Raw genomic sequence first — 25,659 nt, forward strand, 5'->3', positions numbered from 1 at the left:
TGAGGTCATGAGCGGGGTGCGAGTGCCGGAGGCGGTAGAGGACATCGAACTCGATCTTCTGGTCGAGGCGATCTGGCGCCGGTATCAATACGACTTCCGCGACTATTCGCGCGGATCGCTGCATCGCCGGCTGGAGCGGGCGCAGGGCGAATTTGGCTGCACCAGCTTTTCCGAACTCCAGCATCGCGTGCTGCGGGACCCGGCGAGCCTCAATGCCCTGCTCGGCTACCTGACCATCCAGGTGAGCGACCTGTTCCGCGATCCCGAGTATTTTCGCATGATCCGAGAGCAGGTTGTGCCGCATCTGCGCACCTGGCCCTCGATCAAGGTCTGGATCGCGGGCTGCGCGAACGGCGAGGAGTTCTACTCGCTCGCCATCCTGTTCCGCGAAGAGGGGCTCGGCGACCGCACACTGTTCTACTGCACCGACATCAACACCGCCGCGCTCGAGAAGGCCGAAGCGGGCATATTCGAGATCGACCGACTGCCCGGCTTTTCCCGCAACTATCGTGAGGCGGGCGGACGCGGTTCGCTGTCCGACTACTACACCGCCGCGTTCGGAGCGGCGCGGTTCGATCCGGCGTTGCGCAAGCGGGCGGTCTTCGCCGATCACAACCTGGCGAGCGACGCGGTTTTCTCCGAGGTTCAGCTGGTGTCCAGCCGCAATGTGTTGATCTACTTCGATCGCCCATTGCAGGACCGCGCCCTGGGGCTGTTCGCGCAGTCACTCACCCAGGGCGGGTTCCTCGGCCTGGGCTCGAAGGAAACGATTCACTTTTCGCGCCATGCCGAACTTTTCTCAGACTTTGCCGCCCGCGAAAAGATCTACCGCCGCAACGCCGTCCCTTCGCGGGAGCCAGCTCTTGCCGAGTGACGCCATCAAGATCCTGGCAGTCGACGATGTGAAGGAGAACCTCGTCGCGCTGGAGGCCGCTCTCGACCAGCCTGGCGTGCAGCTGGTGACCGTCGGCAGCGGTTTCGAGGCGCTCGAGCTGCTGCTGCGCGACGATTTCGCGCTGGCCCTGCTCGACGTGCAGATGCCCGAGATGGACGGCTTCGAGCTGGCCGAACTCATGCGCGGTACCGAGCGAACGCGGGCGGTGCCGATCATCTTCCTCACCGCGGTCGCCACCGACGAGCGTCGCAAGTTCCGCGGGTTCGAAGCGGGCGCGGTAGACTATCTGCTCAAGCCGCTCGACATCCATATCCTCAATTCCAAGGTCGCGGTGTTCGTCGAGCTTGCGCGGCAGCGTCGCGAGATTGCCCGCCAGCGTGATGAGCTTGCCTCCGCGCTCGGTCGACTGCGCGCGCACGACGACAACTCTCCGCTCGCGGTGGTGGAGCTCGACGCCGATCTGCGGATCGTGACCTGGGCTGCCGGGGCCGAGCGCCTGTTCGGCTTCGGCGCGGCGCAGATGCTAGGCCAGCGGCTGGAGAATGCGCCTTTTCTGCCCACCGACGATCGCGACGGCATTCTTACCGCCATGCGCGCGCTCTTCGCAGGCGAGAATCGGCGCGAGATGCAGGAGCATCGCTTCATCCGTGCCGACGGCACGTTGCGTGAGGCGGAATGGTACTGCTCGTCCCTGGCCGGCAGCGCGGCTCGCCAGCGCAGCGCGATGATCCAGGTCCTCGACATCACCGCCCGTCACCGCGCCGAGGAGACGCAGCGGCTTCTTATCGGCGAGCTCAACCACCGCGTGAAGAACACGTTGGCCACTGTCCAGGCGATCGCCGCGCAAGGGTTTCGCCACGCGCGCAATCACGACGAGTTCCGCGACGCCTTCACCGGCCGCATCCAGGCGCTCGCTCGCGCGCACTCGCTGCTGAGCGCGACCACCTGGGAGCATGCCAGCCTGCGTGGGTTGATCGCCGACCAGGTGGCGATCGGCGCGGTGTCGATCGACCGGCTGCGGCTGGAGGGCCCCCGGGTCGACCTGCCGCCCGAACTGTCGCTCCGCTTTGCGCTGGTGCTGCACGAGCTCACGACCAACGCGCACAAATACGGCGCGCTTTCCAACGAGAACGGACACGTCGCCATCACCTGGTCGATGGACAACGGCCTGCTCAGCTTCGCCTGGAGCGAGCACGGCGGCCCCGCCGTCACGGAGCCCGCGCGCAAGGGTTTCGGAACCACGTTGGTCATGAGCAGCCTGGCGGGCGAGGATGCCGAGATCGCGGTCGACTACGCGCCGGAAGGTGTGCGCTGGCGCATGGCGCTGCCACTCGACCCCGTCATGCGAGCGCCGGCGAAGACGCCACCGCAACCTGCACCAGCAGCAGTCTCCGCTCCGCTCATGCCGGGCGCCTGTCTCCCACCCGGACTCACCATTCTGGTGGTGGAGGATGAGCCTCTTTTGGCGATGGAGCTGATGACGGAGCTGGAGGAGGCGGGCGCTTTACCGCTTGGCCCCGCCTCTTCGTGCGCGCAGGCTCTGGAGATGATCCGAGAGGAAGCGCCCGACCTGGCTTTGCTCGACGGCAATCTCAATGGCGAGCGGATCGACGCGGTTGCCGACGATCTCGCGGCTCGGGGCATCCCGTTCGCATTCGTCAGCGGCTATGGGCGAGAGCATCTGCCGGCCGGACATCAGCACCGACCGGTCATCACCAAACCATTCGTCGCCGCGGAGATCTGCGACCTCGCCGCGCAACTCGCCGCGCAAGTCAACCCCGACCAGCGCCTGCATGTGATTGGCTGACGAACACCTCCGAAACCGATGTTCTGCGTACTAATCCGGGAACCAAGCTCGCTTCACCGCATTGATCTTTCAGGTCGCCGGACGGGAAAATCGAGTAACCAGAACATGATCTCTTCGCGCTATCGCTCAAGCCGACCTTACACGACGGCCACTCCGCGTCCTCAGATGGACGCGCATGCGCGATACCGCGTCTACGGCCCCGTGCAGCCGATGGATGAGCCCAGCTTCCTGAAGCGTTTGTTCGGTCGGCGCTGAAGCACTGCTGATGCATAGGGACTAGCTAGTCCATCTGCGTGGCTGCTTGCCGACGAGCCAAGCCGATTCAGTGTCTCCGTTGACGCGCAAAATCCGTGTTTCGTTCCCCCGCCCGGGCACCGTTGTCCCCCAACCGCGTTCTGGCTGACGCAGCGTGCAGGCGGCAGACCCGGCGTTCGCTAACAGGGGAGATCACAAGATGTTGAAGAAGGTCCTGCTTGCAGCCGCAGCGCTCACGCCGCTCGCGCCTGCGCTAGCCGACGCGCCAAAGCCTGCCGCGCTCGTGGCCGATGGCATTCCGCCCGTCCCCGATGACATCCCGGCCAGCATGCGTGCTTATGGCGAAAGCCGCAGCGCGGTGGCGCAAGGCTGGAACGCCAAGACCGGCGCGCTGATCGTCTCGACCCGCTTCGGCAACACGGCGCAGCTGCACACCGTCTCCGGCCCGCTGATGTCGCGCCGGCAGATCACCTTCGAGGCGGAGCCGGTGCAGGGCCTGCCCTCCCCGACCGGCGACACACTGCTCGTTCAGAAGGACGTGGGCGGCAACGAGTTCTTCCAGCTCTACCGCTTCGACCAGGGCCGGCTGCAGCTGCTGACGGACGGCAAGAGCCGCAACGAGTTCGGCGCCTGGAGCCAGGACGGCAAGCTGGTGGGTTACAGCTCCACCCGCCGCAACGGCACCGACAGCGACCTCTACGTGATGAACCCGCTCGATCCCAAGACCGATCGCATGGTCGCGCAGGTCAAGGGCGGAGGCTGGGCCATCAATGGCTTCTCGCCCGACAACCGTACGGCGCTGGTGCAGCAGTATGTCTCCGTCCAAAAGTCGAACCTGTGGCTGCTCGACGTGCGCACGGGCAAGATGACTGCGCTTGGCGATCACGGCCAGAGCATCGCCTATGGCAATGCAACCTATGCACCCGACGGCACGATCTGGGCCACCAGTGATGAAGGCTCGGACTTCCAGCGCCTCGGCACCCTCGACCCGCGGAGCGGCCGCTTCACGCCCAAGAGCCCCGAACCCAAGTGGGACGTCGACAGCTTCGAGATCGCGCGTGATGGGTCCTATGTGGCCTATGTCGTGAACGAGAAGGGCAGCTCCAAGCTGCGCCTGCTCGATCCCAAGACCGGCGCCGTGCGCCAGGCGCGCAACCTTCCGCTCGGCGTGATCGGCGGCCTTCATGCCGCACCGGACGGGCGCCTTGCCTTTACCATGACGTCGGCCAGGTTCCCTGCCGACAGCTTTACGCTGGGCCCCGTGTCGCTGGAGGCGACTCGTTGGACCGAGAGCGAGACGGGCGGGCTCGATCCCAAACTCAATCCCGAAGCCGAACTGGTCGAGGTCAAGAGCTTCGACGGCGAGACGGTGTCGGGCTTCCTCTACCGGCCGAATCCGAAGAAGTTTCCCGGCAAGCGCCCGCTGATCTTCGACATCCACGGTGGCCCGGAAGGCCAGTACACGCCCGGCTACCGCGGGGCCGGCAACTACCTGACCAACGAGCTGGGCGTCGCCGTGTTCGCGCCCAATGTGCGCGGCTCCACCGGCTTCGGCAAACGCTTCGTCAGCCTCGACAATGGCCCTAACAAGCGCGAGGACTCGGTCAAGGACATCGGCGCCTTCCTCGACACGCTGCAGAAGGATCCGCGCATCGATCGCAGCCGCATGGCGGTGACCGGCGGCTCTTATGGCGGGTACATGTGCTATGCCTCGGCGATCCGCTATGGCGACCGCTTCAAGGCGGCCGACTGCATCGTCGCCATCAGCAACTTCGTGACGTTCCTGGAAAATACCCAGAGCTATCGTCGCGACTTGCGGCGCGTCGAGTATGGCGACGAGCGTGATCCGGCTCAGCGCGCCAAGCTGACCGAGATCTCGCCGCTCACCAGCGTCAACCGGCTGAAGATCCCGCTGCTGGTCGTCACCGGCGCCAACGATCCTCGCGTGCCCGAAAGCGAGGCCAACCAGATCGTCGCGGCCGTACGCAGCAACGGCGGCACCGCCTGGCACCTGGTGGGCAAGAACGAAGGCCATGGCTTTCGCAAGAAGGAGAACCGGGACTACGAGTCCTGGGTCGAGACGATGTTCTGGAAGAAGTACCTGCTCGCGGAGTGATAGCGCAGGGGCCCGCTGCCTTTCCAATTGAGCTTCGCTGACCTATATGCCATCGGCGTCGCCCCGGCCGAGCAGTTCGCATCCGCGCGCTGCGCGCGCCGGGGTCCGCATTTTACGCAGTCAGGTTGCAAGGATTAGCCCATGTCCCGCAGGCGCCAGATCTACGAAGGCAAGGCCAAGATCCTGTATGAAGGCCCAGAGCCCGGCACCCTGATCCAGTATTTTAAGGACGATGCTACTGCGTTCAACGCGCAGAAGAAGGGCACCATCCAGGGCAAGGGCGTGATCAACAACCGCATCAGCGAGTATGTGTTCACCCGCCTCAACCACATCGGCGTGCCCAACCACTTCATCCGCCGCCTCAACATGCGCGAGCAGTTGGTCCGCCAGGTCGAGATCATCCCGATCGAGGTCGTGGTGCGCAACGTCGCCGCCGGCTCGATTTCCAAGCGCCTTGGCATTCCCGAGGGTGAGCCGCTGCCGCACACGCTGCTGGAATACTACTACAAGGACGACGCGCTGGGCGATCCGATGATCGCGGAGGAGCACATCGCCTGCTTCGGCTGGGCCACCAACGAGGAGATGCAGGACATCTCGGCGCTGGCGATCCGGGTCAACGATTTCCTCTGCGGCATGTTCGCGGCGATCAACATTCGCCTGATCGACTTCAAGCTCGAGTTCGGCCGCATCTGGGACGGCGACTACAGCCGCGTGATCCTGGCCGACGAGATCAGCCCCGATGGCTGCCGCCTGTGGGACATGATCAGCGGCGAGAAGCTCGACAAGGATCGCTTCCGCCAGGATCTGGGCGGCGAGGAAGAGGCCTACCAGGAAGTCGCGCGGCGCTTGGGCGTGCTGCAGGACGATCCGGGCCCGAGCGAAGTGTTCGACCTGACGGCGCACCGCGGCAAGCTGCGCGGGGGCAAGTCGACTTCGAAGTAAGCGGCGGGGTCCGCGCGGGCCCAAGGTGCAGTGGCAGTTCGACAAGGCCAGCCACCCCGTCGTCCTCGCGAAAGCGGGGCCCCCGCTAGCTTGGATGCCTTTGCTGTGCTGCGTAGAATAGCATAAAAGCGGGGCCCCCGCCTTCGCGGGGGCGACGGAAGTTCCTTCGATTGTCTCTTGGTTCGTGGCTGGCGTGCAATCTTGCCGGACGACCAAGACTGGCATCTACAGCCACCTTCTCCCACTCGCTTATCCCTAACAGGTGCTTGTTTTCCCGAACTCACTCGGGCAGGTCACGCCAGATGCGTGCCTGCCTTGCCGTCCTCCTCGCCACTTCCGCCCTGCTCTCCCCCCCCGCTCTGGCGAAAGACGCCGACAAGCTTGCGCGCGAGACGCAGTGGGCGTTCGAGCGCAGCGACATCCGCCCGGACCCCGCCTTCCGCTTCGGCCGGCTGCCCAACGGCCTGCGCTTCGTAATCCGCCGCAATGCCAATCCGGCGGGCACGGCGCTGGTGCGTATGGATGTGGCCGTGGGTTCGCTCGACGAGAGCAAGAAGGAGCGCGGCTACGCCCATTTCGTCGAGCACATGGCGTTCAATGGCAGCACGCACGTCGCCGAGGGAGAGATGGTGCGCCTGCTCGAGCGCCATGGTCTCGCATTCGGTGCGGACACCAACGCCTCGACCAGCTTCGACCGTACGCTCTACAAGCTCGACCTGCCCACCAACGACGACGCCCTGCTCGACACCGCGCTCATGCTCATGCGCGAGACGGCGAGCGAGCTGACGATCGCGCCGGACGCCGTGGCGCGCGAACGTGGCGTGATCCTGGCCGAGATGCGCGATCGCAACACCTGGCAGTTGCGCGATACCATCGCGAGCACGCAATTCCTCTACCCCCGCTCGCGCTTTGCGGAACGGTTTCCGATCGGCACCGCAAAGACGCTGGATGCCGCGACGGCAGAGCAGCTGCGCGCGTTCTACCGCCGCGAGTACATTCCGCAGAAGGTGACGCTCGTCGTCGTCGGCGACTTCGATCCCACCCTGGTCGAGCGCACGATCCGCTCGCACTTCGCGGATTGGCAGCCCGGCAAGGCGCAGCTGCAACCGGTGGCCGGCCCGGTGCGTACCAAGGACCATGGTCGCACCACCATCTATATCGACCCGGCCGTCTCCGAGCGAGTGACGATGGTGCGCAGCGGTCCGTGGCTGGACGAGCCGGACACGGTCGCGCAGCGCCGCGAGAGCTTGCTGCGGCAAATCGGCTACGACATCGTCAATCGCCGTTTCCTGCGGCTCTCGCGCCAGGAGGATCCGCCGTTTCGGGGCGCCGGTTTCGGCGCCGGCAACGTGTTCGAGGCGGGCCGTTCGACAAGGCTGATCGTCGACACCGTCGATCGCAAGTGGCGCCGCGGACTGATCGCCGCCGCGCGCGAATATCGCCGCGCGCTCATCTACGGCTTCAGCAAGGCCGAGGTCGCCGAGCAAGTGGCCAATATCCGCACCGCGCTGGAGGATGCCGCCGCCTCGTCCGACACGCGCACCAACGCCGCGCTGACCGGCGTCGCGCTCGCGCTGGTGACCGATCGCGTGGTGCCCTCGCTCCCTGCCGACGCCCTCGCCCGCTTCCGCACGCTGGTGCCGCAGATCACCCCCGAAGCGGTCCTGGCGGCCATGCAGCGCGAGGCCGTCGAGATCGAGGATCCGCTGATCCGCTTCCGCAGCCGTTACGAGCCCGCTGGCGGCGCAAAGGCGATCCGCGCCGCGTGGGAAGAGGCGATGAAAGCCGAAGTCGCGCAGGAGAGCTCGACCGACCTCGCCGGGTTCGGCTACACCGACTTCGGCCCGGCCGGTCTGGTGGTGTCCGATGTTCGCGAACCGACGCTCGGCGTCCGCGAAGTGCGTTTCGCGAACGGCGTCATGCTGAACCTGAAGCGCACCGCCATCGAGAAGGACCGCGTGCGCGCGAGCCTGTCCGTCGATGGCGGCGACAGGCTCGACACCAAGGCGAACCCGCTGGCGACCGAGATGATGCCGTTCCTCGACGAGGGCGGCCTCGGCAAGCACAGCGCCGACGATCTCCAGACGATCCTGGCCGGGCGCAGCGTAGCGGACTCGTTCGGAACGGGCGAAAACAGCTTCGATGCCGATGCCCTGACCACGCCGCGCGATCTGGAACTGCAGCTGCAGCTGTGGAGCGCCTTCCTCACCGATCCGGGCTACCGCGGCGAAGGCGAGGTCCAGTACCGCCACAACATGAACAACTACTTCGAACAGTTGCGGGCGACTCCCAACTCGGCGCTGCGCGCGGAACTCGGCGGCATTCTCTCCGACAGCGACCCGCGCTTCACCTTGCAGGACGTGAAGGCCTACCGCGCGCTGACCTTCGCCAAGCTGAAGCGCGACGTCGGCGAGCGCCTGGCGCACGGGGCGATCGAGGTCGGGGTGGTCGGCGACATCGACGAAGACCAGACGATCGCGCTTGTCGCCTCGACGCTCGGCGCCCTGCCCGTGCGCGAGCCGGCCTTCCACGATGGACGGGACCGCCCCGCCCGCACCTTCACCGCCGATCGCCGTCCGCGTATCGTCCGCCACTCGGGTCCCGCCGACCAGGCCTTGCTGCGGCTGACCTGGCCCACGCGCGACGATGCCGATCCGGTGGAAGCGTTGAAGCTCGAACTGCTCGAGCGTGTGGTGCGGATCGAACTGACCGACACCTTGCGCGAAGCGCTGGGCCGCGCCTACTCGCCAAGCGCGGCCAGCTCGCTGTCACGCACCTGGAGCGGCTATGGCACCTTCGGCATCGCCGCCTCGATCGACGTGCGTGACATCGCCGCGACCCGGGCGGCAATCCGCAAGACGCTGGTGGCGCTGCGGGAAACACCGGTGGATGCCGATGTCCTGCAGCGGGCGCGCCAGCCGTTGCTGGAGGGGTTCCAGAACGGCCTCAAGTCCAACGATGGCTGGCTCTCCCTCGTCGATCGCGCACAGAGCCAGCCCGACCGGCTCGACCGCTATGCGCGCGCGAAGGAACGGCTCTCGGGCATCACCGTCAAGGACGTGCAAGCCATGGCCGCTCGCTACCTCGATCCGGCGGTGGGTCTGGAAGTGCTGGTCCTGCCCAACGGAGTGACCGAACCGCCTGCCTGATCAGCGCGCGTGGTTGGGGCGGGTCTCGCGGCCGGTCTTCTCGGCCCAGTCGACGATCAGGTCATCGTAGAAGTGCTGGTCGATCAACTCGTACTTCTCCGAGAAGTTGGCAAAGGCTTCTCCCGCGCTGGCGACCGAGCCGGTTTCCATCAGCTCGCGCGCCATCTTCAGGTGGTTGACCGCCGCGACGACCCAGCCACCCGTCGCCATGTTGAAGGCCGTGCCTGGCACTGTGAAGCCCATGGTCGCGATCGGAACCGTGGAGCCGAAGGCCTTGACCAGCTCCGCCACCGGCGCCGGGCTCGGGGGATAGAACAGCACGTCCGCGCCAGCTTCGACGTAGGCGTGCCCACGGCGGATCGCCTCTTCCATGCTGCCGGTCCCACCGCCACCGGCCTCGCTGGGATAGAGCTCGTCGCACCGGGCGATGATCACCAGGTCCTGGCCGCTGTCGCGCCGAGCCCTCACGCCCGCATCGATGCGCGCCTGCTGGTCCTCGATCGACCACAGCCCGTTGACCAGTCGACCGTGCTTGGGATTGCGCTCGTCCTCGACGTGATAGCCGGCAATGCCCTGCTGGATATAGCGGCGGGTGTAGTGATAGGCGTCGGCAACCGTTTCGCCCAGCGTGTCGGCATCGGCGATAAGGGGGATGCTGATGGTGTTGGCGATGCGGCTCGCCTGTTCGATCTGCTCGACCTGGCTGTACACGCCGTTGTCGGGCACAGCGTAGTGGAAGGCGCTGCAGGCGTGCCCACCCAGGTAAGCCGCGGGAAATCCGACATGCTCGACGATCCGGCCGGTCAGCGCGGAGAACGTGTCGCCCGCGACGAAGTGCTCGCCCTTCTCGATCAGCGCGCGCAGCTTCTCACCTTGTCCAGGCATCGTCCCATCTCCCAAGTATCGTTCCGGCAGACGCTCGCACGAGGCGGCACGAGGCGCAATCGCCTCGGCGTTTCTTGCCGTGCTCAGAGGCGTTCAAGCGCGGGAACCAGCTGATCGAAGTGGTCGATGACGGCGGCCGCGCCCAGCTGGTCGGCAGGCAGGTCGTTGAAGCCGAAGCGCACGGCCACGCAGGGAATCCCGGCCGCCTGAGCCGCCCGCGTGTCGTATGTCGTGTCGCCGACGTAGGCTGCGCGGCCACCCTGGCCCCGCGTCACCATCTCGAGCAGCAGATCCGGCCGGGGCTTGGCGCGGCCATCACCGAGGGTGTCGCCGCCGATGATGGTATAGAACCGGTCGGTGAGGCCAAGCTGCGCCAGCAGTTTCACCGCGAGCCGCACGAGCTTGTTGGTCACCAGGGCCAGCCTCACTCCACGGGACGCCAGTGCGTCGAGCATCTCCGCCCCGCCGGGATAGAGCTGCGTGTGCACCGCGATGTTGTCGGCATAGAAATCGAGCAGCGCGGCCGAGAGTTCCTCGAAGCGAGCCTCGGCCACCGCGCCGCCGGTCTCCTCAAGCGCGCGGGCCAGCATCTTGCGCGATCCACCACCGACCAGACCGCGCACCTGCTCAACCGGAATGTCGGTCCGGCCCTCCAGCGCGAGAGCATGGTTCACTGCCGCGGCGAGGTCACCCAAGGTGTCGAGCAGAGTGCCGTCGAGGTCGAAGCCGACGATGTCGAAAGGGAAGTCTGTCATCGATCCGGCAAGTGGCTGCTTGTGGTGGAATCGGCAAGCATTTGCTGGCAAGTGCGGCACATGACTTCAGCCGCACCCTCCCCGCCCGCGATGCCGACCCCGCTCGCCATCGTCATCCTTGCCGCGGGCAAGGGTACGCGCATGAAGAGCGACCTGCACAAGGTGCTCCACCCGATCGCCGGACGGCCGATGCTGGAGCACTTGCTGGAGAACGCCGCGCAGCTCGCGCCCGAACGCCAGGTGGTGGTCGCCGGCCACGGGCGCGAGCAGCTGGAGCGTGAACTTGGCGGCCGCGCCACGATCGCGCTGCAGGAGCCGCAACTGGGCACAGGTCACGCCGTGGCGCAGGCCAAGACTGCGCTGGAGGGGTTCTCCGGCGACGTGTTGATCCTCTACGGCGACGTTCCCTTCGTGCGCGCGCAGACGATGCGGACCATGCTCGATCGGCTTCACGGCGGCGACCAGCCGCCGGTGGTCGTGCTCGGCTTCGAGCCGGAGGACGCGCTGCAATACGGACGCATAATCGCGCAGGGCGACCGCATCGAGCGCATGGTCGAGCACAAGGACGCGACACCTGAGCAGCGCGCCACCCGGCTCTGCAATTCCGGGCTGATGGCAGTGCGCTCGCAGGATCTGTTCGCGCTGCTCGATCGCGTCGGCAACGACAACGCGCAGGGCGAATACTACCTGACCGACATCGTCAACGTCGCGAACGAGGATGGCCGCACCTGCGCCGTGGCTGTCACCGACGATTCCGACGAAGTCGCCGGCATCAACTCGCGCGGCGAACTCGCGCAGGCGGAGGCGCGCTGGCAGCACAAGCGCCGCGCCCAAGCCATGGCGGACGGCGCCACGCTGATCGCGCCGGAGACGGTGTGGTTCTCATGGGACACGCAGCTCGGTCGCGACGTCACGGTCGAACCCAACGTGGTGTTCGGCCCGGGGGTGCGCGTGGCCGACGATGTTGTCATCCACGCATTCTCGCACCTGGAAGGCGCGACGCTGGAGAGCGGCGTTTCGATCGGACCCTATGCACGGCTGCGCCCCGGCGCCGTCCTCAAGAAGGGCTCGCGGGTCGGCAACTTCGTCGAGATGAAGCAGGCGGTGCTGGGCGAAGGCGCCAAGGCCAACCACCTCACCTACCTGGGCGATGCCGAAGTGGGTGCCGGCGCCAACATCGGCGCGGGCACGATCACCTGCAACTATGACGGCTATTTCAAGCACAAGACCGTGATCGGCGAACGCGCCTTCATCGGCTCCAACAGCGCGCTGATCGCTCCGGTCAGGATCGGCGCGGACGCGATCGTCGGCGCCGGCAGCGCCGTCAGCCGCGATGTGGGCGATGGCGAGCTGCGCCTGGTACGCGCGGAGCAGCTGGTGAAGCCCGGCTGGGCCGACAGCTTCCACGACGCGATGAAGAAGAAAAAGGCCGAGAAGTCCGGTAAGTAGCAAGGAGCAAGACCATGCCGAACAGCCCATGGCAGCACAGCCGCAACAGCGCCGTCAGCGACGACGTCGACTTCGAGATCAAGGGTCAGGAACTGCAGTTCGTCGAGATCGAGCTCGATCCGGGCGAGAGCGCGGTTGCAGAGGCCGGCGCGATGGTCTGGAAGGACTCCAGCATCGACATGACCACCGTCTTCGGTGACGGGTCGGCCGATCAGGGTGGCGGCGGCTTCATGGGCAAGCTGCTCGGCGCCGGCAAGCGACTGGTCACGGGTGAGAGCCTGTTCACCACCGTCTTCACGCACCAGGGCAGCGGCAAGGCCCGGGTCGCGTTCGCCTCTCCGATCCCCGGCTCGATCGTCCCGCTGCGGCTCGACAGCGTCGGCGGCCGACTGATCTGCCAGAAGGATGCGTTCCTGTGCGCCGCGCGCGGCGTTTCGATCGGCATCCACTTCCAGCAGAAGATCATGACCGGCCTGTTCGGCGGCGAAGGCTTCATCATGCAGCGCCTCGACGGAGACGGCTGGGTCTTCGTGCAGATGGGCGGCACCGTGATCGAGCGCGAGCTGGCGCCGGGCGAGGAACTGCACGTCGACACCGGTTGCGTCGCGGCCTTCACCGCCGACGTCGACTTCGACGTGATCCGCGCCGGCTCGATCAAGTCTATGTTCTTCGGCGGCGAAGGCGTGTTCTTCGCGCGGCTGCGCGGACCGGGTAAGGTGTGGATCCAGTCGCTCCCGTTCTCGCGCCTGGCAGGCCGGATGATGGCCGCTGCCATGCCGATGGGTGGGCAGAACCGCGGCGAAACCTCGCTGCTGGGTCTCGGCGCTTTGGGCGGGATCGGCGCGATCATCGGTGGCGACGACTGAGGCGATTGTGTGTGATATCATGTTATGATATCACTGCCCCATGACTCGCATTCTGGCCGACTTGCCCGACGAGGATATCCGCTGGCTCGATGCCCGCGCGTCCGAGCAGGGCAAGTCGCGCGCGTCCGTTCTGCGTGAGGCGGTGGCGACCTACAAGGCGCAGGCGGAGCCTTCCGATGACAACGACTGGATCAGAAAAGGTGCCGGCGCTTGGAAGCATCGGACCGATATCGGCGATGCGGTGGAGTGGCAGAGACGCGAAAGCGCAGCAACCACACGTCCTTGGGATTACGCTTACGAGGAAATAAGAGCCGAATACCCGGACTTGTTCGACGAGCAGGATGACCGCGAGCACGAGCACTATCGCAAAGTCATGGGCGAAGCAGCCTTCGGACCGCGCGTCCCCCGGCCCAAGCCATCGTGACTTCCTTTGCATTTGACGCCAACATCATCATCGATGCCCTTCTCGATCGCGAGCCGGCGATAGTTGAGCTGGAGCGTGCCACCGCCGGTGGCGCGCGAGCCTGGGTTAGCCGCATGGCCTGGATCGAGGTTTTGTCGAAGGGAGACGGCCCTGCCGTCCATGCAGCGCAGGACTATCTAGCCAACTTCCAGATAGACGAACTCGACGCCGAGATCGCCGCGCGCGCCGCCACCTTGCGCCGCGAGCGGCCGCGCCTACGTACGCCCGACGCCGTGATCCTCGCCAGCGCGCAAGTGCGTGGACGCATCCTCGTTACACGAAATACCAAGGATTTCCCGGCAGAGATGCCAGGCATCCGCGTACCTTATACTCTCTAGCGAAAGCAGCTCACCATGTGCGGAATCATCGGCATCGTCGGCAAGGAGGACGTGGCGGACCGGTTGGTCGATGGCCTGCGCCGCATGGAGTACCGCGGGTACGACAGCGCCGGCGTCTGCACGCTGCATGACGGCGATCTCGTGCGCAGACGCGCGCAGGGCAAGCTGCTCAACCTCGTCAAGGAGCTGGTCGTCGACCCGGCCCCCGGGACGACCGGCATCGCGCATACCCGCTGGGCCACCCACGGCGCCCCGACTGCGGCCAATGCACACCCGCATGCCACGGGCGAACTGGCGCTGGTGCACAACGGCATTATCGAGAACTTCAAGCAGCTGCGAGACAGCCTGGAAGCGCGCGGTCGCCGGTTCGAGAGCCAGACCGACACCGAAGTGGTCGCCCACCTCATCTCCGAACTGGTCGAAGGCGGGCTTTCGCCTCAACAAGCCGTGCGCGAGGCTTTGCCGGAACTCCGCGGCGCCTTCGCCCTGGCGATCGCCTTCCGACGCTTTCCTGACATGCTGATCGGCGCCCGCCTCGGCTCGCCGCTGGTCGTGGGCTACGGCGACGGCGAAACCTACCTCGGCTCCGACGCCCTGGCGCTGGCGCCGCTGACCCAGCGCATCAGCTACCTGGAGGAAGGCGACTGGGTGGTAATCACCCGAGATGGCGCGCAAGTCTACGATGCATCGAACCATGCCGTGGAGCGCGAGATCGTGTCGTCGGGCGCTTCCGCCGTGGCGATCGAGAAGGGCAACTACCGCCACTTCATGCAGAAGGAGATCTTCGAACAGCCCACGGTCGTGGCGCAGACGCTCAACAGCTACGTCCGCCAGGCCGACCAGTCGGTGGCGCTGCCGCAGATCGACTACGATCTCTCCACGATCAACCGCGTGACCATCGTCGCGTGCGGCACCAGCTACTACGCCGGCATGGTCGCCAAATACTGGTTCGAGCAGTTCGCGCGGCTGCCGGTCGACATCGATGTCGCCTCCGAGTTCCGCTACCGGGACCCGGTGCTGGAGCCGGGCGGTCTGGCGCTGTTCATCTCCCAGTCCGGCGAGACGGCCGACACGCTGGCGGCGCTGCGCCACTGCAAGGCAGCGGGACAGACGATCGCCGTGGTCGTCAACGTGCCGACCAGCTCGATGGCTCGCGAGGCCGACCTGTTGCTGCCCACGCATGCCGGGCCGGAGATCGGTGTGGCCTCCACCAAGGCGTTCACCTGCCAGCTTGCCGTGCTGGCCGCGCTTGCCGCGCACCTCGCGGTGCTGCGCGGGCGCATCGATCGCGCAGAGGAGATCGAGGTGGTCCGCCATCTGGTCGAGGTTCCCTCCTGCCTTAACGCCGCGCTCAACCATGACGAAGAGATCGCGGCCATGGCGCACCTCATCGCACCGGCGCGCGACGTGCTCTACCTCGGGCGGGGACCGGATTATCCGCTCGCGCTCGAGGGCGCGTTGAAGTTGAAGGAAATCAGCTACATCCACGCCGAAGGTTATGCATCGGGCGAGATGAAGCATGGCCCCATCGCCCTCATCGACGAAGCGGTTCCGGTCATCGTCCTGGCGCCTTCGGGGCCGCTGTTCGAGAAGACCGTCAGCAACATGCAGGAAGTGCGCGCGCGTGGCGGCAAGGTGGTGCTGATCTCGGACGCGGACGGCATCGCCGAAGCGGGGGAAGGCTGCATAGCGACGATCGAGATGCCCAAGGTCCACCCGCTGATCGCGCCGCTGGTCTATGCCGTGCCGGTGCAGCTGCTGGCGTACCACGTGGCCTGCGTGAAGGGCACGGACGTCGATCAGCCAAGGAACCTGGCGAAGAGCGTGACGGTGGAGTGAGGCGGGCGCCTGGTGCCCACAGGCCACGCTGAGGACTTAGCTTCGCACCATCTTCTACGTCATTCCCGCGAAAGCGGGAATCCATCTCCCGAGCCGTCGGTGCGAGCAATGACTTGTCGACAGGAGGCACTTGCGGGAAAACCGCGACGCACTCGCCGAGCGTTTGCGGACGGGTCTGGAGATGAATTCCCGCTTTCGCGGGAATGACGACAAAAGGAACCCGTCAGGCCCCGACCAAACCCTTGATCGCGCTTTCGAACAAGGCGCGGCCATCGCTGCCGCCATGCGCCGATTCGATGGCGCGTTCGGGATGCGGCATCATGCCCAGCACATTGCCGGCCTGGTTCAGGATGCCCGCGATAGACCGAGCCGAGCCGTTCACGTCCTCGGCATAGCGGAACGCGACGCGGCCCTCGCCTTCCAGGCGATCGAGCGTCTCGTCGTCGGCGTAGAAGTTGCCATCGTGATGCGCGACGGGCAGGCGAACCGTCTGACCGGCTTCGTACCCGGCGGTAAACAGCGTCTGCGTGTTCTCGACCACCAGCGGCACTTCGCGACAGACGAAGCGGATGCCGGAGTTGCGCAGCAGCGCGCCCGGCAGCAAGCCGCTCTCGGTCAACACCTGAAAGCCATTGCACACGCCCAGCACCGGCACGCCGCGATCCGCCGCCTCGATCACCGCACGCATCACCGGCGATCGCGAGGCGATGGCACCGCAGCGCAGATAATCACCGTACGAGAAGCCGCCCGGCACACCGATGAAGTCGAGGTGCTCCGGCAATTCGGCATCGCCGTGCCAGACGCGCAGCGATGCGGCTCCCGAGACTTTCTCCAACGCATCGGCCATGTCCCGGTCGCAGTTGGAGCCGGGAAACGTGATCACCGCGCCGCGAAAGCTGCTCATGCGGCGACCTTCTCGATACGGTAGTTCTCGATCACCATGTTGGCGAGAAGCTTGCGGCACATGTCGTCGAGCGCGTCGTCGGACATGCCTTCGTCCACATCCAGCTCGATCAAACGACCGGCGCGCACGTCGTTGACGCCCGAGAAGCCGAGTCCCTCCAGCGAGTGGTGGATCGCCCGCCCCTGCGGATCGAGCACACCGGGCTTCAGGCTGACATGGACACGCACTTTCATCGCCGGGCCTTTCGCATTGGCGCAAGATTGCGCCCGCCTATGCCCCCGGCTGCGATTCGGGGCAAGGCGTGCGCCCGCTTTGCGCCCACGCGCTTTGCAATTGAACCGCACACCCTTGCATGCCATCCCGGGCGGACATGGACATTCGCTTCGACGATCAGGTCGCCATCGTGACGGGCGCAGGCAATGGCCTCGGCCGTGCCTATGCGCTGGAACTGGCACGGCGCGGCGCCAGGGTCATGGTGAACGACCTGGGTGCAGCGCGCGATGGTACCGGGCGATCCGATGCGGCCGAGTCCGTCGCGAACGAAATTCGTGAGCTTGGCGGCGAGGCTCTCGCGGATGGCAGCGACGTTTCCGACTTCGCGCAGATGGAAGCGCTCGCCGCCCGCGTCATGGAGGCCTGGGGCGGCATCCACGTCCTGATCAACAACGCCGGCATCCTGCGCGATCGCACCTTCGCCAAGATGGAGCCGAACGACTTCGAAGCCGTGATCCGCGTCCATCTGCTCGGCAGCGCGTTCGCCACCAAGGCGGTGTGGAACGTGATGCGCGAGCAGCGCTACGGCCGGGTGCTGATGACGACCTCCGCCTCGGGCATGGGCGGCAACTTCGGCCAGGCCAACTATGGCGCGGCCAAGCTGGGCGTGGTGGGCCTTGCCAACACGCTGCGGCTGGAAGGCGCCAAGTACGGCATCCGGGTCAACAGCATCGCGCCCGCGGCGGGCACGCGCATGACCGAGGACATCTTTCCCAATAGCGCCTTCGATGCTTTCAGTGTCGAGCACGTCGTCCCGGCGGCGTTGTTCCTGGTCAGCAAGGACGCGCCCAACGGCGAGATCGTCAGCGCCGGCGCCGGCGTGGTGCAAGGCGGCTGGGTGACGATGGGTGATGGCGTGCTTCTGCGGCCGGAAGAGCGCTCGGTCGAAGGCGTCGCGGCAGCGTGGGAGCGGATTGCCGCACAGGGGCCCGGCCAACCGGTGCACAACGGGCTGGAGCAGGCCCACCACATGCTCGCGCTGCTGGGTCGAGCGCGCGAGAGCTAGGGCCTCAATCCTCGACCACCTTGAGCAGACGACGCTCCAAGGGGACCAGTACGCCGGCAAGTTCATGACCGCGCTTCAGGACCTGGCCTGCCTCGCCGAACAGCGTCCACATGCCCTGCTTGCCACGCAACGCCGGGCGCTTCTCGATGCGCGCCTGAGGACGCTCGGCCGCGCGGCGAAAGGCAGAAAAGTTGGCGGCATCGCGGCCAAAATCCATGGCGTAGTCGCGCCACTGCCCTGCCGCGACCATGCGGCCGTAGAGGTCGAGGATACGCTGCAGCTCGGCGCGATCGAAGCCGACCTGCTCGGCCCGGCTGCCTGGAAAGGCGATGACGTTGGCGCCCGGTGGTCCGGCTGCAGGTGAAGCCATCGCGCGATCAGGTACCCGTCATGTTCGTGGAAGCCTGCTCCTGCGCCGAGGCATGCTCCAGCAGCAAGCCCACCTGTTCACGCAAGCGTGCCACCTCGGCCTCGAGCAGCTCGACGCGCTGCACGCCCGAGGGCTCGCACGGCTCCTTGCACGGGGTGCCGTAGGGCATAAATTCCTTGGCCCAGGTTTCGGCGGCGACCAGAGTGGAGCGTGCCTTCACGCCGATCATCGTCGCGCCTTCGGGCACGTCTTCCGTCACGACGGCGCTGGCGCCGATCCGCGCACGGCGACCGACGGTGATCGGCCCGAGGATCTGCGCACCCGAGCCGAGGATCACGTTGTCCTCAAGGGTTGGGTGGCGCTTGCCGGCCTTGCCGTTGGTGGGATTGGTGCCGCCCAGAGTCACGCCCTGGTAGATCGTCACGTTGTCGCCGATCACCGCGGTTTCGCCGATGACCGAAAAGCCGTGGTCGATGAAGAAGTTGCGGCCGATAGTGGCGCCTGGATGGATGTCGATCGCGGTGAACATGCGCGACATGTGGTTGATCGCGCGCGCCAGGAAGAACAGCCGCGCCTTGAACAGGCGGTGCGCGACCTTGTGCCAGAACAGCGCCCAGACGCCAGGGTACAGCAGCACCTCCCAACGCGAACGCGGTGCGGGATCGCGCGCGACGATGGAGTCGAGGTAGCGGATCAGATCCTTCAGCATCGCCCCGTTTCTCCTACCAAACGCATTGCGGCGCAACCTGCACGGGTCAGGTTGCGTTACGGGCGGCCCCTGTAGTCTCGTTCACCGCATCGCGCCAGATCGATAACGTCGGTGCGTGCTTGCGTTCCAGACTGAGCCGGTCGATCGCTTCGACCAGCCGCTCGGCGCCCAGATGGCTACGCTCGGCCCTGGGTACAAGGTAGCCGATCGCCGCGGGATCGAGCACCAGCCCGCGCATCTCGGCGTGGATCGCGAGCAGCTCGGCCATCATCGCCTCGTCCGGCGCGGCGATGCGCAGCGGCAGGGCAGCGCCCATACGCGAGGCGAGGTCGGGCAAGGCGATCCGCCATTCGCCCGGCGGCGCAGCGGTGACCACCAGCAGCGGCCGGCCGCTTTCCTGCGCACGGTTCCAGCGGTGGAAGACCTCGGCCTCGGCCATACGGTCCGCATCGTCGAGTACGTCCCCGCCGCCGCTCTCGCCGAACCATCGGGCAAGGAGCGACTTGCCCGAGCGTGGCTCGCCCGAGAGCACGGCGGTGCGGAAGGGCCAGCGCGAGGGATCGCGCAAGGCCTCCACGACTGACGCGTTGGCGTTGCCGACCACGATGCGCGGTGCGCCGCTTCCGGTGAGCGTCAATGGCAGAGCGATCTGGCGCATGGCCGGACGCGCCTTAGCGGCTGATCCTGAGCACGCTGCCGCTCGCCGCGACCTTCCAGCCGCGCGCCTGCAGCGCCGAAACCAGCGCACCCTGCCCGCCGGAGACTGCAACGCGCATCACCGAAATGCCGCCGATCGCCAGACTAGTGGTCGCGGCATTCTGCACACCGGGCGCGCCGCGCACGGCTGAGAGCGCTGCGTCCACCGCCGCGGCATCTGGAGACGCGAACTGCACCGTCACCGTCTGCACTCCGGCCTGCGCGACGGGTTCCGGCGTGATCGTAGGAGCGGCCGAGGGCGCGGTCGGCGCAGGGCGCGGTGCCTTGTCGACATCGCGCTCCATCAACCGCGTCCGCAACTCGGCCAGCGCATTGTCGAAGGCGATGCGGCCGCTGAGAAGCGTCGGATCGGGCATGAGCTCGCCTCGGATCAGCGCATCGCGGTAGATGCCGTCGATCCGCTCCACCGCTTTTGCCAGCATCTGCGGCACCGCCTCGTCGTTGCGGACGCTCATGGTGAAGGTCTGCAAAACCTTGCTGTCGGGCCCATAGCGCGCGGTGAAGGTGCCGCGCACGGGTCCGCCGGGCCACTGCCGCTCCAGCCTGGCAACAGGCACGACCACGTCGGCCGCGTTGAACTGGTCGAGGATGTTGCGCCACCACAGGCGGCTGCGTCGGCCAGGCTGCCCAGCGGTGAGGATCAGCGATTCGCCGCCCGAGCCCGCAGGCCGCACGTAGTCGACCGGGCTGGCGGAGGCCTGGAACTCGGCCCAGGCCTTCTGCCAGGCGCCGCGCACCTCGAAGACCTGGCGCACACCGCCGGAGTAGAGCACCGGGATTACCAGCATGGGTGCCGAGTGGACCCCGCCACCCTCACCGCCGCCGACGTACTGGCCGGCTTTGGTGCGATCGAAGATGACGCCGAGCCGGGCCACGTAGCGATGCGGGCCGATCTGCTCGCGTTCGATCACCACGGAGGAAACCATCGCGTCGATCGCCTCGATCGGCATGGCCGGGCCGTTGAGCTTTTCCCACGCCTTCTTCTCGGCCTGCTTCCAGCCCTCGACCCGCGCTTCCGCTCCGGTCTTGCCGGTGACGTCGACGACGATGCCGTTGACCTGGATGTCGACCGAGTTGGCCACCGGCAGGATGCCGCGGTCACCCTCCACCTGGGCGATCAGTCGCGAGGCGCCGAACGCCACGACGCCCAGCAGCGCCGCCGCACCGATCGCCAGCCCTGCCCGGCCCCGTGGCCCGGCCTGGAGAATGCGCGCACGCAGGTTTGTGGGGGAAAGTGCGGTGGTCATTGTGGAAGCCGCGCGCCTTTTGCCCAAACGCCGATGGAAATCCAAGCGGTAAAGCGTTAGGCGCGCTCCCCATGTCCGACGAACCCGCGCAGAGCAGCCCCGAAACCCGCTACAGCTACGCCCAGGCAGGCGTTTCGATCGCCGCCGGCAACGCGCTGGTGAAAGCGATCGCGCCGTTGGCCAAGGCGACCGCCCGCCCCGGCGCGGACGCCGAACTTGGCGGTTTCGGCGGCTTCTTCGACTTGCGTGCGGCCGGCTATTCCGATCCGCTGCTGGTCGCCGCCAACGACGGTGTGGGCACGAAAGTCAAGTTGGCGATCGACCATGATCGGCATGACCAGATCGGCATCGACTTGGTCGCCATGTGCGTCAACGACCTGATCGTTCAGGGCGCCGAGCCGCTGTTCTTCCTGGACTATTTCGCCACAGGCAAGCTGGAGAACGGCATTGCCGAGCGCGTGGTCGCCGGTATTGCCGAAGGCTGCCGCATCGCCGGGTGCGCGCTCATCGGCGGCGAGACGGCGGAGATGCCGGGCATGTACGCGGCAGGCGACTACGACCTTGCCGGCTTCTGCGTCGGCGCGGTGGAGCGCGGGCAGCAGCTGACCGGCGACAAGGTGGCCGAGGGCGATGTGCTGCTGGGTCTCGCCTCGTCGGGCGTGCACTCGAACGGCTACTCGCTCGTCCGGCGCCTCGCCGCGGACAAGGGCTGGAAGCTGGACCGTCCGGCGCTGTTCGATAGCGATGTCCTGCTGATCGAGGCGCTGATCGCGCCCACGCGCATCTATGTGAAGAGCCTGCTGCCGCTGGTCCGCTCCGGCAAGATCCACGCGCTGGCGCACATTACCGGCGGTGGCCTGCTGGAGAACATTCCGCGCGTGCTGCCCGAGGGGCTGCGCGCGCATGTCGATGCCGATGCCTGGGAGCAGCCGCGGCTGATGGCGTTCCTGCAAGCGCAAGGTCATATCGAGCCCGCCGAGATGGCGCGCACCTTCAACTGCGGCGTGGGCATGGTTCTGTCGGTCGCGCCCGAACACGTCTCCGGTGTGACCGCCGATCTGGAGCAGGCCGGCGAGACGGTGTTCAGGATCGGCGAGATCCGGGCCGGTCAGCGCGGGTGCACGGTCAGTGGGAGCGCGGAAACCTGGTCCGCCCGCGAGCCCTGGAGCGCCGGGCACGACGCCTGACGTTCAATCCCGTGGAACTCCGTCGATGTCCTCGCCTAGCGTGTCCCGCAGGTAGAACTCGCGCACGCCGACGAAGGCGATGACCAGCAGCGCACCGGCGAAGAACACGCCATAGACCCCGAAGACCGCACCCACGCCCAGGATGGTGAAGAGAGTCAGCGCCGGCGGGATGCTGACGACGGAGCGGTTGATGAACGGTGTCAGCAGCCAGCCTTCGATAACCCGCACGGCGAGGAATGCCACCACCGTGTGCCAGACGACGTCGCCGCCTTCCGAAGCAGCGAGGCCGATGGCGGGCAGCATCGCCACCGCCGGACCGACATAGGGTACGAACTCGCTCAAGCCGCCGAGCAGGCCCAGCGACGCCCATGATTCGAGGCCGGCCATCCACAGCGATCCGCCGATCACCACGGCCATGATCGTCATCGTGATCAGCTTGGCCTTCAGCCACAGCCGCAGCGCCAGCGACATCTCGTCGAGCGCACGCTGCATCGTCGCACGGGCGGGTGGCGGCGTCATCAAGACGACGGCATTGCGATAGGGCCTGGGGTTGCCGGCGATGAACATGGCGCCGACCATGACGATGACGAAGTTCAGCAGGATCTCGCCCGCGCCACGGACCAGGTCGCTCAGGCTGTCGGCAATCTTGCTGCCGCCGGCTGCGGCTTCTCCCGCCTGGACGACCGCGCGTCCGACCTTGGTGGTGGATAGGCCCCGCTCGATGGACTCGAGCGTGCCCGGCAGATTGCTCAGCATCGCGCCCAACTCGGTGCCGAACTGCACGGTCAGCAGGTAACCGATGGCGCCGAACGCCGCGAGCACCAGCAGGGTGCCAAGCCCCATCGCGACGCTCCAGTTACGCACGCCGATGCGCTGCATCAATCGCGCAGCGCTGCGGAACATCACTGCGCCCAGCAAAGAGCCGAATGCCAGCAGCAGCAGGTCCGACGCGCGCCAGGCCATCATCAGGATGGCGGCGATCAGCACCGTCCACCCCAGTCGGCGCAAGTAGGTCAGGTCTTCAGGCGACGGTTTGAAGGGCGCCTGCATCACCGGGTTGCCCGGCTGGCGGCAAAAGCATAGGGGCAGCGCGATGCAGCCGGGACGTGCGCCAGGAAACGGGGAGAGCCAGCCATGACGCGCGAAACGTACGGAACTACCAAGCTGTTCCGCCAGGTGGCGCATCGATGAGCGCGCCGCGTGAAAAAGTGGCGGTGCTGATCTCGGGCAGCGGGACCAACATGGCCGCCCTGCTTTATGCCAGCCGCGCGGCAGACTGCCCCTTCGAACTCGTGCTCGTCGCCAGCAACAAGCCCGACGCGGGCGGCCTGCGCCTTGCCGAGGCGGAAGGCGTGCCGACATTCGCGCTCTCGCACAGGGGCATGGCGCGCGAGGATCACGACGCCGCGATGGATGCGGCGATCCGAGCGAGCGGCGCGCGGTGGGTGGCGCTCGCGGGCTACATGCGCATCCTGACGCCGGGCTTCGTGGCGGGCTGGGAAGGCCGGATGGTCAACATCCACCCTTCGCTCCTGCCCAAGTACACCGGGCTTCACACGCACGAACGGGCGATCGCAGCGGGCGACAGCCATGGCGGGGTCACCGTTCACCTGGTGACGGCGGAGCTCGATTGCGGGCCGATCCTGGGCCAGACGCCCGTCGCGATCATGCCCGGTGACACGCCAGAGACGCTCGCCGGCCGCGTCCTCATCGCCGAGCACCAGCTCTACGCCCGCTGCCTCGCCGACCTCGTCACGCGCGAGAGTTCGCCCGAGTGGCTTCTGTCTCAAGTGCGCGAAGGGGCGATGGCCCTGCCGCAAGCCGAGGAGACGGTGAGCCATGGCCTGGCCTGCTTCGGCGTGATCAAGGGCAAGAAGTTCGCCTACGTCTCGGTCGACCACCATGGCGATGGCCGCACCGCCCTGCTGGTCAAGATCAGCGGCGTGGACGAGCAGGCGCAGCTGATCGACCAGGATGGGGAGCGATACTTTCGCCCTGCCTACTTCGGCGATGGCTGGCTGGGTATTCGGCTCGACCTGGGTGACAACGACTGGGACTCGATCGGCGAGTGGCTCGCCCGATCGTGGCGTTCGGTCGCGCCGCGCAAGCTGACGCCCTTGCTGGATGCGGCGGACGAGTTCTAGCCCCTCGCTAATCGGCCGGCCACACCAGGATCTGACCTGCATGGCGCGAAGGTTCGGCCCGGAACGGCCGACCGTCCAGCACCCACTCCGTAATCGACGACGGCGCCCCCTGGCGCACGATGCGATCGACCGCGCCGGCGGCGACAGCGAGGGACTCGGCACCCGCTCGCACGGTCACCTCCTGGCCGGCGAAGTGGCGCAGCCCGCGGCTGACGACGATCCCCTCGCCCAGTTGCGTCAGCGCCGTCAGCCCCAGCGCGGGAAAGGCGCCGCCAGCCAGCCAGGCGAGGACGGAGCGCGAGAAGCGCTGCGGCTCGATCGCGGCGTCCGCTGGATGCCACACGACCGCGCGCACCGGCAGGGCGACCGCCAGTTCGGCCGAGAGCGCCAGCAAGGCTCGAGTCACCGGAGCCAGCGTCAGCCCGCCGGATAGATGTGCGCCAGGATGAAGCTGCACCGCTTCCAGACCGTCGAACGATGGCTCGGGCGAGAACCCATATGTCGCACTTGGCGAGCCGACAGGGTTTGCCTCGCACGGCGCGAGGCCTTGGCACTCGAACGCCAGACCATTCGCCACGATCTCAAGCGCTCCGGGTTCCTCCCGCGTGATCTGCGCCTGCGCCTGGCAGCTGGTCAGTGCAGAGCGCAGCACGGCAGCATCCGGCCGCTGCCCTGCCTCGAACAGGAACGACAGCCCCGCGCCCGCATGCTGTACCTTGTCGATCATGTCCGCCCCATCCACCACGCGCCGCAGCATGCCCGTACAACCCGCGCGCGTCGAGCCTAGAAGATGCCGAGCCGCAAGCCCTCGGCCATCGCCTCGCCCAGTTCGCGGCAGGCGGTCAAGGCGTCTTGCGGCACCTCCTTGCGGGCGAGGATCGCCTCGGGTGTCTGCGCCGCGAAGTTCACGATGATCGGGTCGGCCACGCGGCGCAGGCGCCAACCGGTGACGATCCGATCGATTTGCGCCTGCGCCCCGTGCCCGTCAGATCCCGCGGCGATCACGGTGGCATAGGCGCGACCTTCGACACGTCCGAGCAGCGGGTAATAGCAGCGGTCGAACATCTCCTTCATCGCACCCGACAGCGATCCCAGGTTCTCCGGCGCGACGAAGACGTAGCCTCCCGCGCCGCGCAGGAGTTCCGGCGTCGCATCGTCGGCGGCGATCAGCCGCGCTTCGCGGCCGCCACCCTCGGCAACCGCCTGCGCCATGGCCGCAGCACCGCCGGTGCGGCTGTGCCACACGATCGTCAGCATGGCTTCGTGCGCGAGATCATGTGGGACAAGTGCCTCGCGCAGACGGCACAGGGCAAGACTTTCCGCTGCCGAGCCACTAAGACAGG

24 protein-coding genes are annotated in these 25,659 nt (G+C 66.9%); 13 read left to right on the top strand and 11 right to left on the bottom strand.

All coding sequences use genetic code 11. The annotated features are described in order from the left end of the window. Window positions 1–7: 7 nt before the first annotated feature. From HNO88_RS01170 to HNO88_RS01190, 5 genes are all read left to right on the top strand, one after another. Window positions 8–874, top strand: coding sequence for a CheR family methyltransferase (locus HNO88_RS01170; RefSeq protein ID WP_184241909.1), 867 nt, complete (start codon window positions 8–10; stop codon window positions 872–874). Beyond that, window positions 864–2,702, top strand: a complete 1,839-nt coding sequence (locus tag HNO88_RS01175; protein ID WP_184241912.1) for a response regulator — start codon at window positions 864–866, stop codon at window positions 2,700–2,702. The genes HNO88_RS01170 and HNO88_RS01175 overlap by 11 nt, the downstream gene beginning before the upstream one ends. A gap of 454 nt (window positions 2,703–3,156) precedes the next feature. Then, entirely contained in the window at window positions 3,157–5,073 is a 1,917-nt protein-coding gene (locus HNO88_RS01180; RefSeq protein ID WP_184241924.1) for a S9 family peptidase, read from the top strand. Between the two features lie 141 nt (window positions 5,074–5,214). Continuing rightward, window positions 5,215–6,015 carry a phosphoribosylaminoimidazolesuccinocarboxamide synthase gene (purC, locus tag HNO88_RS01185; RefSeq protein ID WP_184241926.1) on the top strand — a complete coding sequence of 267 codons (801 nt, stop codon included), beginning with the start codon at window positions 5,215–5,217 and terminating at the stop codon, window positions 6,013–6,015. Window positions 6,016–6,317: 302 nt separating this feature from the next. Then, complete coding sequence (locus HNO88_RS01190) at window positions 6,318–9,164, top strand: M16 family metallopeptidase (RefSeq protein WP_184241928.1); 2,847 nt, start codon at window positions 6,318–6,320, stop codon at window positions 9,162–9,164. Here the strand turns inward: HNO88_RS01190 and HNO88_RS01195 are convergent, their stop codons facing one another. Both HNO88_RS01195 and HNO88_RS01200 read right to left on the bottom strand, forming a co-directional pair. Continuing rightward, the gene (locus HNO88_RS01195; protein ID WP_184241930.1) at window positions 9,165–10,049 is read right to left on the bottom strand and encodes an isocitrate lyase/PEP mutase family protein; all 885 of its coding nucleotides are present in this window, start codon (window positions 10,047–10,049) and stop codon (window positions 9,165–9,167) included. An 83-nt stretch (window positions 10,050–10,132) separates the two neighbouring features. After that, entirely contained in the window at window positions 10,133–10,804 is a 672-nt protein-coding gene (locus HNO88_RS01200; RefSeq protein ID WP_184241932.1) for an HAD-IA family hydrolase, read from the bottom strand. Between the two features lie 60 nt (window positions 10,805–10,864). On the opposite strand from HNO88_RS01200, the gene glmU reads away from it, so the two are divergent. Genes glmU through glmS form a run of 5 tightly spaced genes read left to right on the top strand, consistent with a single transcriptional unit; the run spans window position 10,865 to window position 15,759 of the window. Next, window positions 10,865–12,253 (top strand): bifunctional UDP-N-acetylglucosamine diphosphorylase/glucosamine-1-phosphate N-acetyltransferase GlmU, encoded by a 1,389-nt coding sequence (gene glmU / locus HNO88_RS01205; protein ID WP_184241934.1) that lies wholly within the window; start codon window positions 10,865–10,867, stop codon window positions 12,251–12,253. A 14-nt stretch (window positions 12,254–12,267) separates the two neighbouring features. Next, the gene (locus HNO88_RS01210; RefSeq protein ID WP_184241936.1) at window positions 12,268–13,119 is read left to right on the top strand and encodes a TIGR00266 family protein; all 852 of its coding nucleotides are present in this window, start codon (window positions 12,268–12,270) and stop codon (window positions 13,117–13,119) included. Window positions 13,120–13,159: 40 nt separating this feature from the next. After that, window positions 13,160–13,543 carry a CopG family transcriptional regulator gene (locus tag HNO88_RS01215; RefSeq protein WP_184241938.1) on the top strand — a complete coding sequence of 128 codons (384 nt, stop codon included), beginning with the start codon at window positions 13,160–13,162 and terminating at the stop codon, window positions 13,541–13,543. Further along, complete coding sequence (locus HNO88_RS01220; protein WP_184241947.1) at window positions 13,540–13,920, top strand: PIN domain-containing protein; 381 nt, start codon at window positions 13,540–13,542, stop codon at window positions 13,918–13,920. The genes HNO88_RS01215 and HNO88_RS01220 overlap by 4 nt, the downstream gene beginning before the upstream one ends. A 15-nt stretch (window positions 13,921–13,935) precedes the next feature. After that, window positions 13,936–15,759, top strand: coding sequence for a glutamine--fructose-6-phosphate transaminase (isomerizing) (glmS, locus tag HNO88_RS01225; protein WP_184241949.1), 1,824 nt, complete (start codon window positions 13,936–13,938; stop codon window positions 15,757–15,759). Between the two features lie 223 nt (window positions 15,760–15,982). On the opposite strand, the gene purQ is transcribed toward glmS, so the two are convergent. Together purQ and purS are read right to left on the bottom strand one after the other, a co-directional pair. Beyond that, window positions 15,983–16,663: a phosphoribosylformylglycinamidine synthase subunit PurQ gene (gene purQ, locus HNO88_RS01230; RefSeq protein WP_184241951.1), complete on the bottom strand. Its 681-nt coding sequence runs from the start codon at window positions 16,661–16,663 to the stop codon at window positions 15,983–15,985. After that, entirely contained in the window at window positions 16,660–16,896 is a 237-nt protein-coding gene (gene purS / locus HNO88_RS01235) for a phosphoribosylformylglycinamidine synthase subunit PurS (protein ID WP_184241953.1), read from the bottom strand. Before purS ends, purQ begins: the two co-directional genes overlap by 4 nt. A gap of 137 nt (window positions 16,897–17,033) precedes the next feature. Here purS and HNO88_RS01240 point away from each other — a divergent pair, with 137 nt between their 5' ends. Beyond that, on the top strand, window positions 17,034–17,942 hold the full coding sequence (locus HNO88_RS01240; protein WP_184242387.1) for an SDR family NAD(P)-dependent oxidoreductase: 909 nt from the start codon (window positions 17,034–17,036) through the stop codon (window positions 17,940–17,942). A gap of 4 nt (window positions 17,943–17,946) precedes the next feature. Here HNO88_RS01240 and HNO88_RS01245 read toward each other — a convergent pair whose 3' ends face one another. Genes HNO88_RS01245 through HNO88_RS01260 form a run of 4 tightly spaced genes read right to left on the bottom strand, consistent with a single transcriptional unit; the run spans window position 17,947 to window position 20,985 of the window. Then, window positions 17,947–18,312 carry a DUF2794 domain-containing protein gene (locus tag HNO88_RS01245; protein WP_184241955.1) on the bottom strand — a complete coding sequence of 122 codons (366 nt, stop codon included), beginning with the start codon at window positions 18,310–18,312 and terminating at the stop codon, window positions 17,947–17,949. A 7-nt stretch (window positions 18,313–18,319) separates the two neighbouring features. Continuing rightward, complete coding sequence (epsC, locus tag HNO88_RS01250; protein ID WP_184241957.1) at window positions 18,320–19,021, bottom strand: serine O-acetyltransferase EpsC; 702 nt, start codon at window positions 19,019–19,021, stop codon at window positions 18,320–18,322. Between the two features lie 46 nt (window positions 19,022–19,067). Continuing rightward, window positions 19,068–19,679: a P-loop NTPase family protein gene (locus HNO88_RS01255; RefSeq protein ID WP_184241958.1), complete on the bottom strand. Its 612-nt coding sequence runs from the start codon at window positions 19,677–19,679 to the stop codon at window positions 19,068–19,070. A gap of 13 nt (window positions 19,680–19,692) precedes the next feature. Beyond that, window positions 19,693–20,985: a heavy-metal-associated domain-containing protein gene (locus HNO88_RS01260; protein WP_246381084.1), complete on the bottom strand. Its 1,293-nt coding sequence runs from the start codon at window positions 20,983–20,985 to the stop codon at window positions 19,693–19,695. A 71-nt stretch (window positions 20,986–21,056) separates the two neighbouring features. Between HNO88_RS01260 and purM the strand changes: the two genes are divergently transcribed. Then, window positions 21,057–22,172, top strand: a complete 1,116-nt coding sequence (gene purM / locus HNO88_RS01265) for a phosphoribosylformylglycinamidine cyclo-ligase (RefSeq protein WP_184241960.1) — start codon at window positions 21,057–21,059, stop codon at window positions 22,170–22,172. Between the two features lie 3 nt (window positions 22,173–22,175). On the opposite strand, the gene HNO88_RS01270 is transcribed toward purM, so the two are convergent. Continuing rightward, complete coding sequence (locus HNO88_RS01270) at window positions 22,176–23,222, bottom strand: AI-2E family transporter (protein ID WP_184241962.1); 1,047 nt, start codon at window positions 23,220–23,222, stop codon at window positions 22,176–22,178. 137 nt (window positions 23,223–23,359) lie between these two features. Here HNO88_RS01270 and purN point away from each other — a divergent pair, with 137 nt between their 5' ends. Beyond that, window positions 23,360–24,316, top strand: coding sequence for a phosphoribosylglycinamide formyltransferase (purN, locus tag HNO88_RS01275; protein ID WP_184241964.1), 957 nt, complete (start codon window positions 23,360–23,362; stop codon window positions 24,314–24,316). A gap of 7 nt (window positions 24,317–24,323) precedes the next feature. Here the strand turns inward: purN and HNO88_RS01280 are convergent, their stop codons facing one another. Next, window positions 24,324–25,043 (bottom strand): hypothetical protein, encoded by a 720-nt coding sequence (locus tag HNO88_RS01280; RefSeq protein WP_184241966.1) that lies wholly within the window; start codon window positions 25,041–25,043, stop codon window positions 24,324–24,326. A gap of 56 nt (window positions 25,044–25,099) precedes the next feature. Further along, a complete protein-coding gene (locus HNO88_RS01285; protein WP_246381114.1) occupies window positions 25,100–25,573 on the bottom strand; it encodes a flavodoxin family protein in 474 nt (157 codons plus the stop codon). Window positions 25,574–25,659 lie beyond the last annotated feature (86 nt).

This window comes from Novosphingobium chloroacetimidivorans (assembly GCF_014204535.1).
Classification (GTDB): domain Bacteria; phylum Pseudomonadota; class Alphaproteobacteria; order Sphingomonadales; family Sphingomonadaceae; genus Novosphingobium; species Novosphingobium chloroacetimidivorans.

Coding starts and splice junctions, on each gene's coding strand:
- HNO88_RS01170 (WP_184241909.1), top strand. CDS start 8: ATGAGCGGGGTGCGAGTGCCGGAGGCGGTAGAGGACATCGAACTCGAT.
- HNO88_RS01180 (WP_184241924.1), top strand. CDS start 3,157: ATGTTGAAGAAGGTCCTGCTTGCAGCCGCAGCGCTCACGCCGCTCGCG.
- purC (WP_184241926.1), top strand. CDS start 5,215: ATGTCCCGCAGGCGCCAGATCTACGAAGGCAAGGCCAAGATCCTGTAT.
- HNO88_RS01190 (WP_184241928.1), top strand. CDS start 6,318: ATGCGTGCCTGCCTTGCCGTCCTCCTCGCCACTTCCGCCCTGCTCTCC.
- HNO88_RS01195 (WP_184241930.1), bottom strand. CDS start 10,049: ATGCCTGGACAAGGTGAGAAGCTGCGCGCGCTGATCGAGAAGGGCGAG.
- HNO88_RS01200 (WP_184241932.1), bottom strand. CDS start 10,804: ATGACAGACTTCCCTTTCGACATCGTCGGCTTCGACCTCGACGGCACT.
- glmU (WP_184241934.1), top strand. CDS start 10,865: ATGACTTCAGCCGCACCCTCCCCGCCCGCGATGCCGACCCCGCTCGCC.
- HNO88_RS01210 (WP_184241936.1), top strand. CDS start 12,268: ATGCCGAACAGCCCATGGCAGCACAGCCGCAACAGCGCCGTCAGCGAC.
- HNO88_RS01215 (WP_184241938.1), top strand. CDS start 13,160: ATGACTCGCATTCTGGCCGACTTGCCCGACGAGGATATCCGCTGGCTC.
- glmS (WP_184241949.1), top strand. CDS start 13,936: ATGTGCGGAATCATCGGCATCGTCGGCAAGGAGGACGTGGCGGACCGG.
- purQ (WP_184241951.1), bottom strand. CDS start 16,663: ATGAGCAGCTTTCGCGGCGCGGTGATCACGTTTCCCGGCTCCAACTGC.
- purS (WP_184241953.1), bottom strand. CDS start 16,896: ATGAAAGTGCGTGTCCATGTCAGCCTGAAGCCCGGTGTGCTCGATCCG.
- HNO88_RS01240 (WP_184242387.1), top strand. CDS start 17,034: ATGGACATTCGCTTCGACGATCAGGTCGCCATCGTGACGGGCGCAGGC.
- HNO88_RS01245 (WP_184241955.1), bottom strand. CDS start 18,312: ATGGCTTCACCTGCAGCCGGACCACCGGGCGCCAACGTCATCGCCTTT.
- epsC (WP_184241957.1), bottom strand. CDS start 19,021: ATGCTGAAGGATCTGATCCGCTACCTCGACTCCATCGTCGCGCGCGAT.
- HNO88_RS01255 (WP_184241958.1), bottom strand. CDS start 19,679: ATGCGCCAGATCGCTCTGCCATTGACGCTCACCGGAAGCGGCGCACCG.
- HNO88_RS01260 (WP_246381084.1), bottom strand. CDS start 20,985: ATGACCACCGCACTTTCCCCCACAAACCTGCGTGCGCGCATTCTCCAG.
- purM (WP_184241960.1), top strand. CDS start 21,057: ATGTCCGACGAACCCGCGCAGAGCAGCCCCGAAACCCGCTACAGCTAC.
- HNO88_RS01270 (WP_184241962.1), bottom strand. CDS start 23,222: ATGCAGGCGCCCTTCAAACCGTCGCCTGAAGACCTGACCTACTTGCGC.
- purN (WP_184241964.1), top strand. CDS start 23,360: ATGAGCGCGCCGCGTGAAAAAGTGGCGGTGCTGATCTCGGGCAGCGGG.
- HNO88_RS01280 (WP_184241966.1), bottom strand. CDS start 25,043: ATGATCGACAAGGTACAGCATGCGGGCGCGGGGCTGTCGTTCCTGTTC.
- HNO88_RS01285 (WP_246381114.1), bottom strand. CDS start 25,573: ATGCTGACGATCGTGTGGCACAGCCGCACCGGCGGTGCTGCGGCCATG.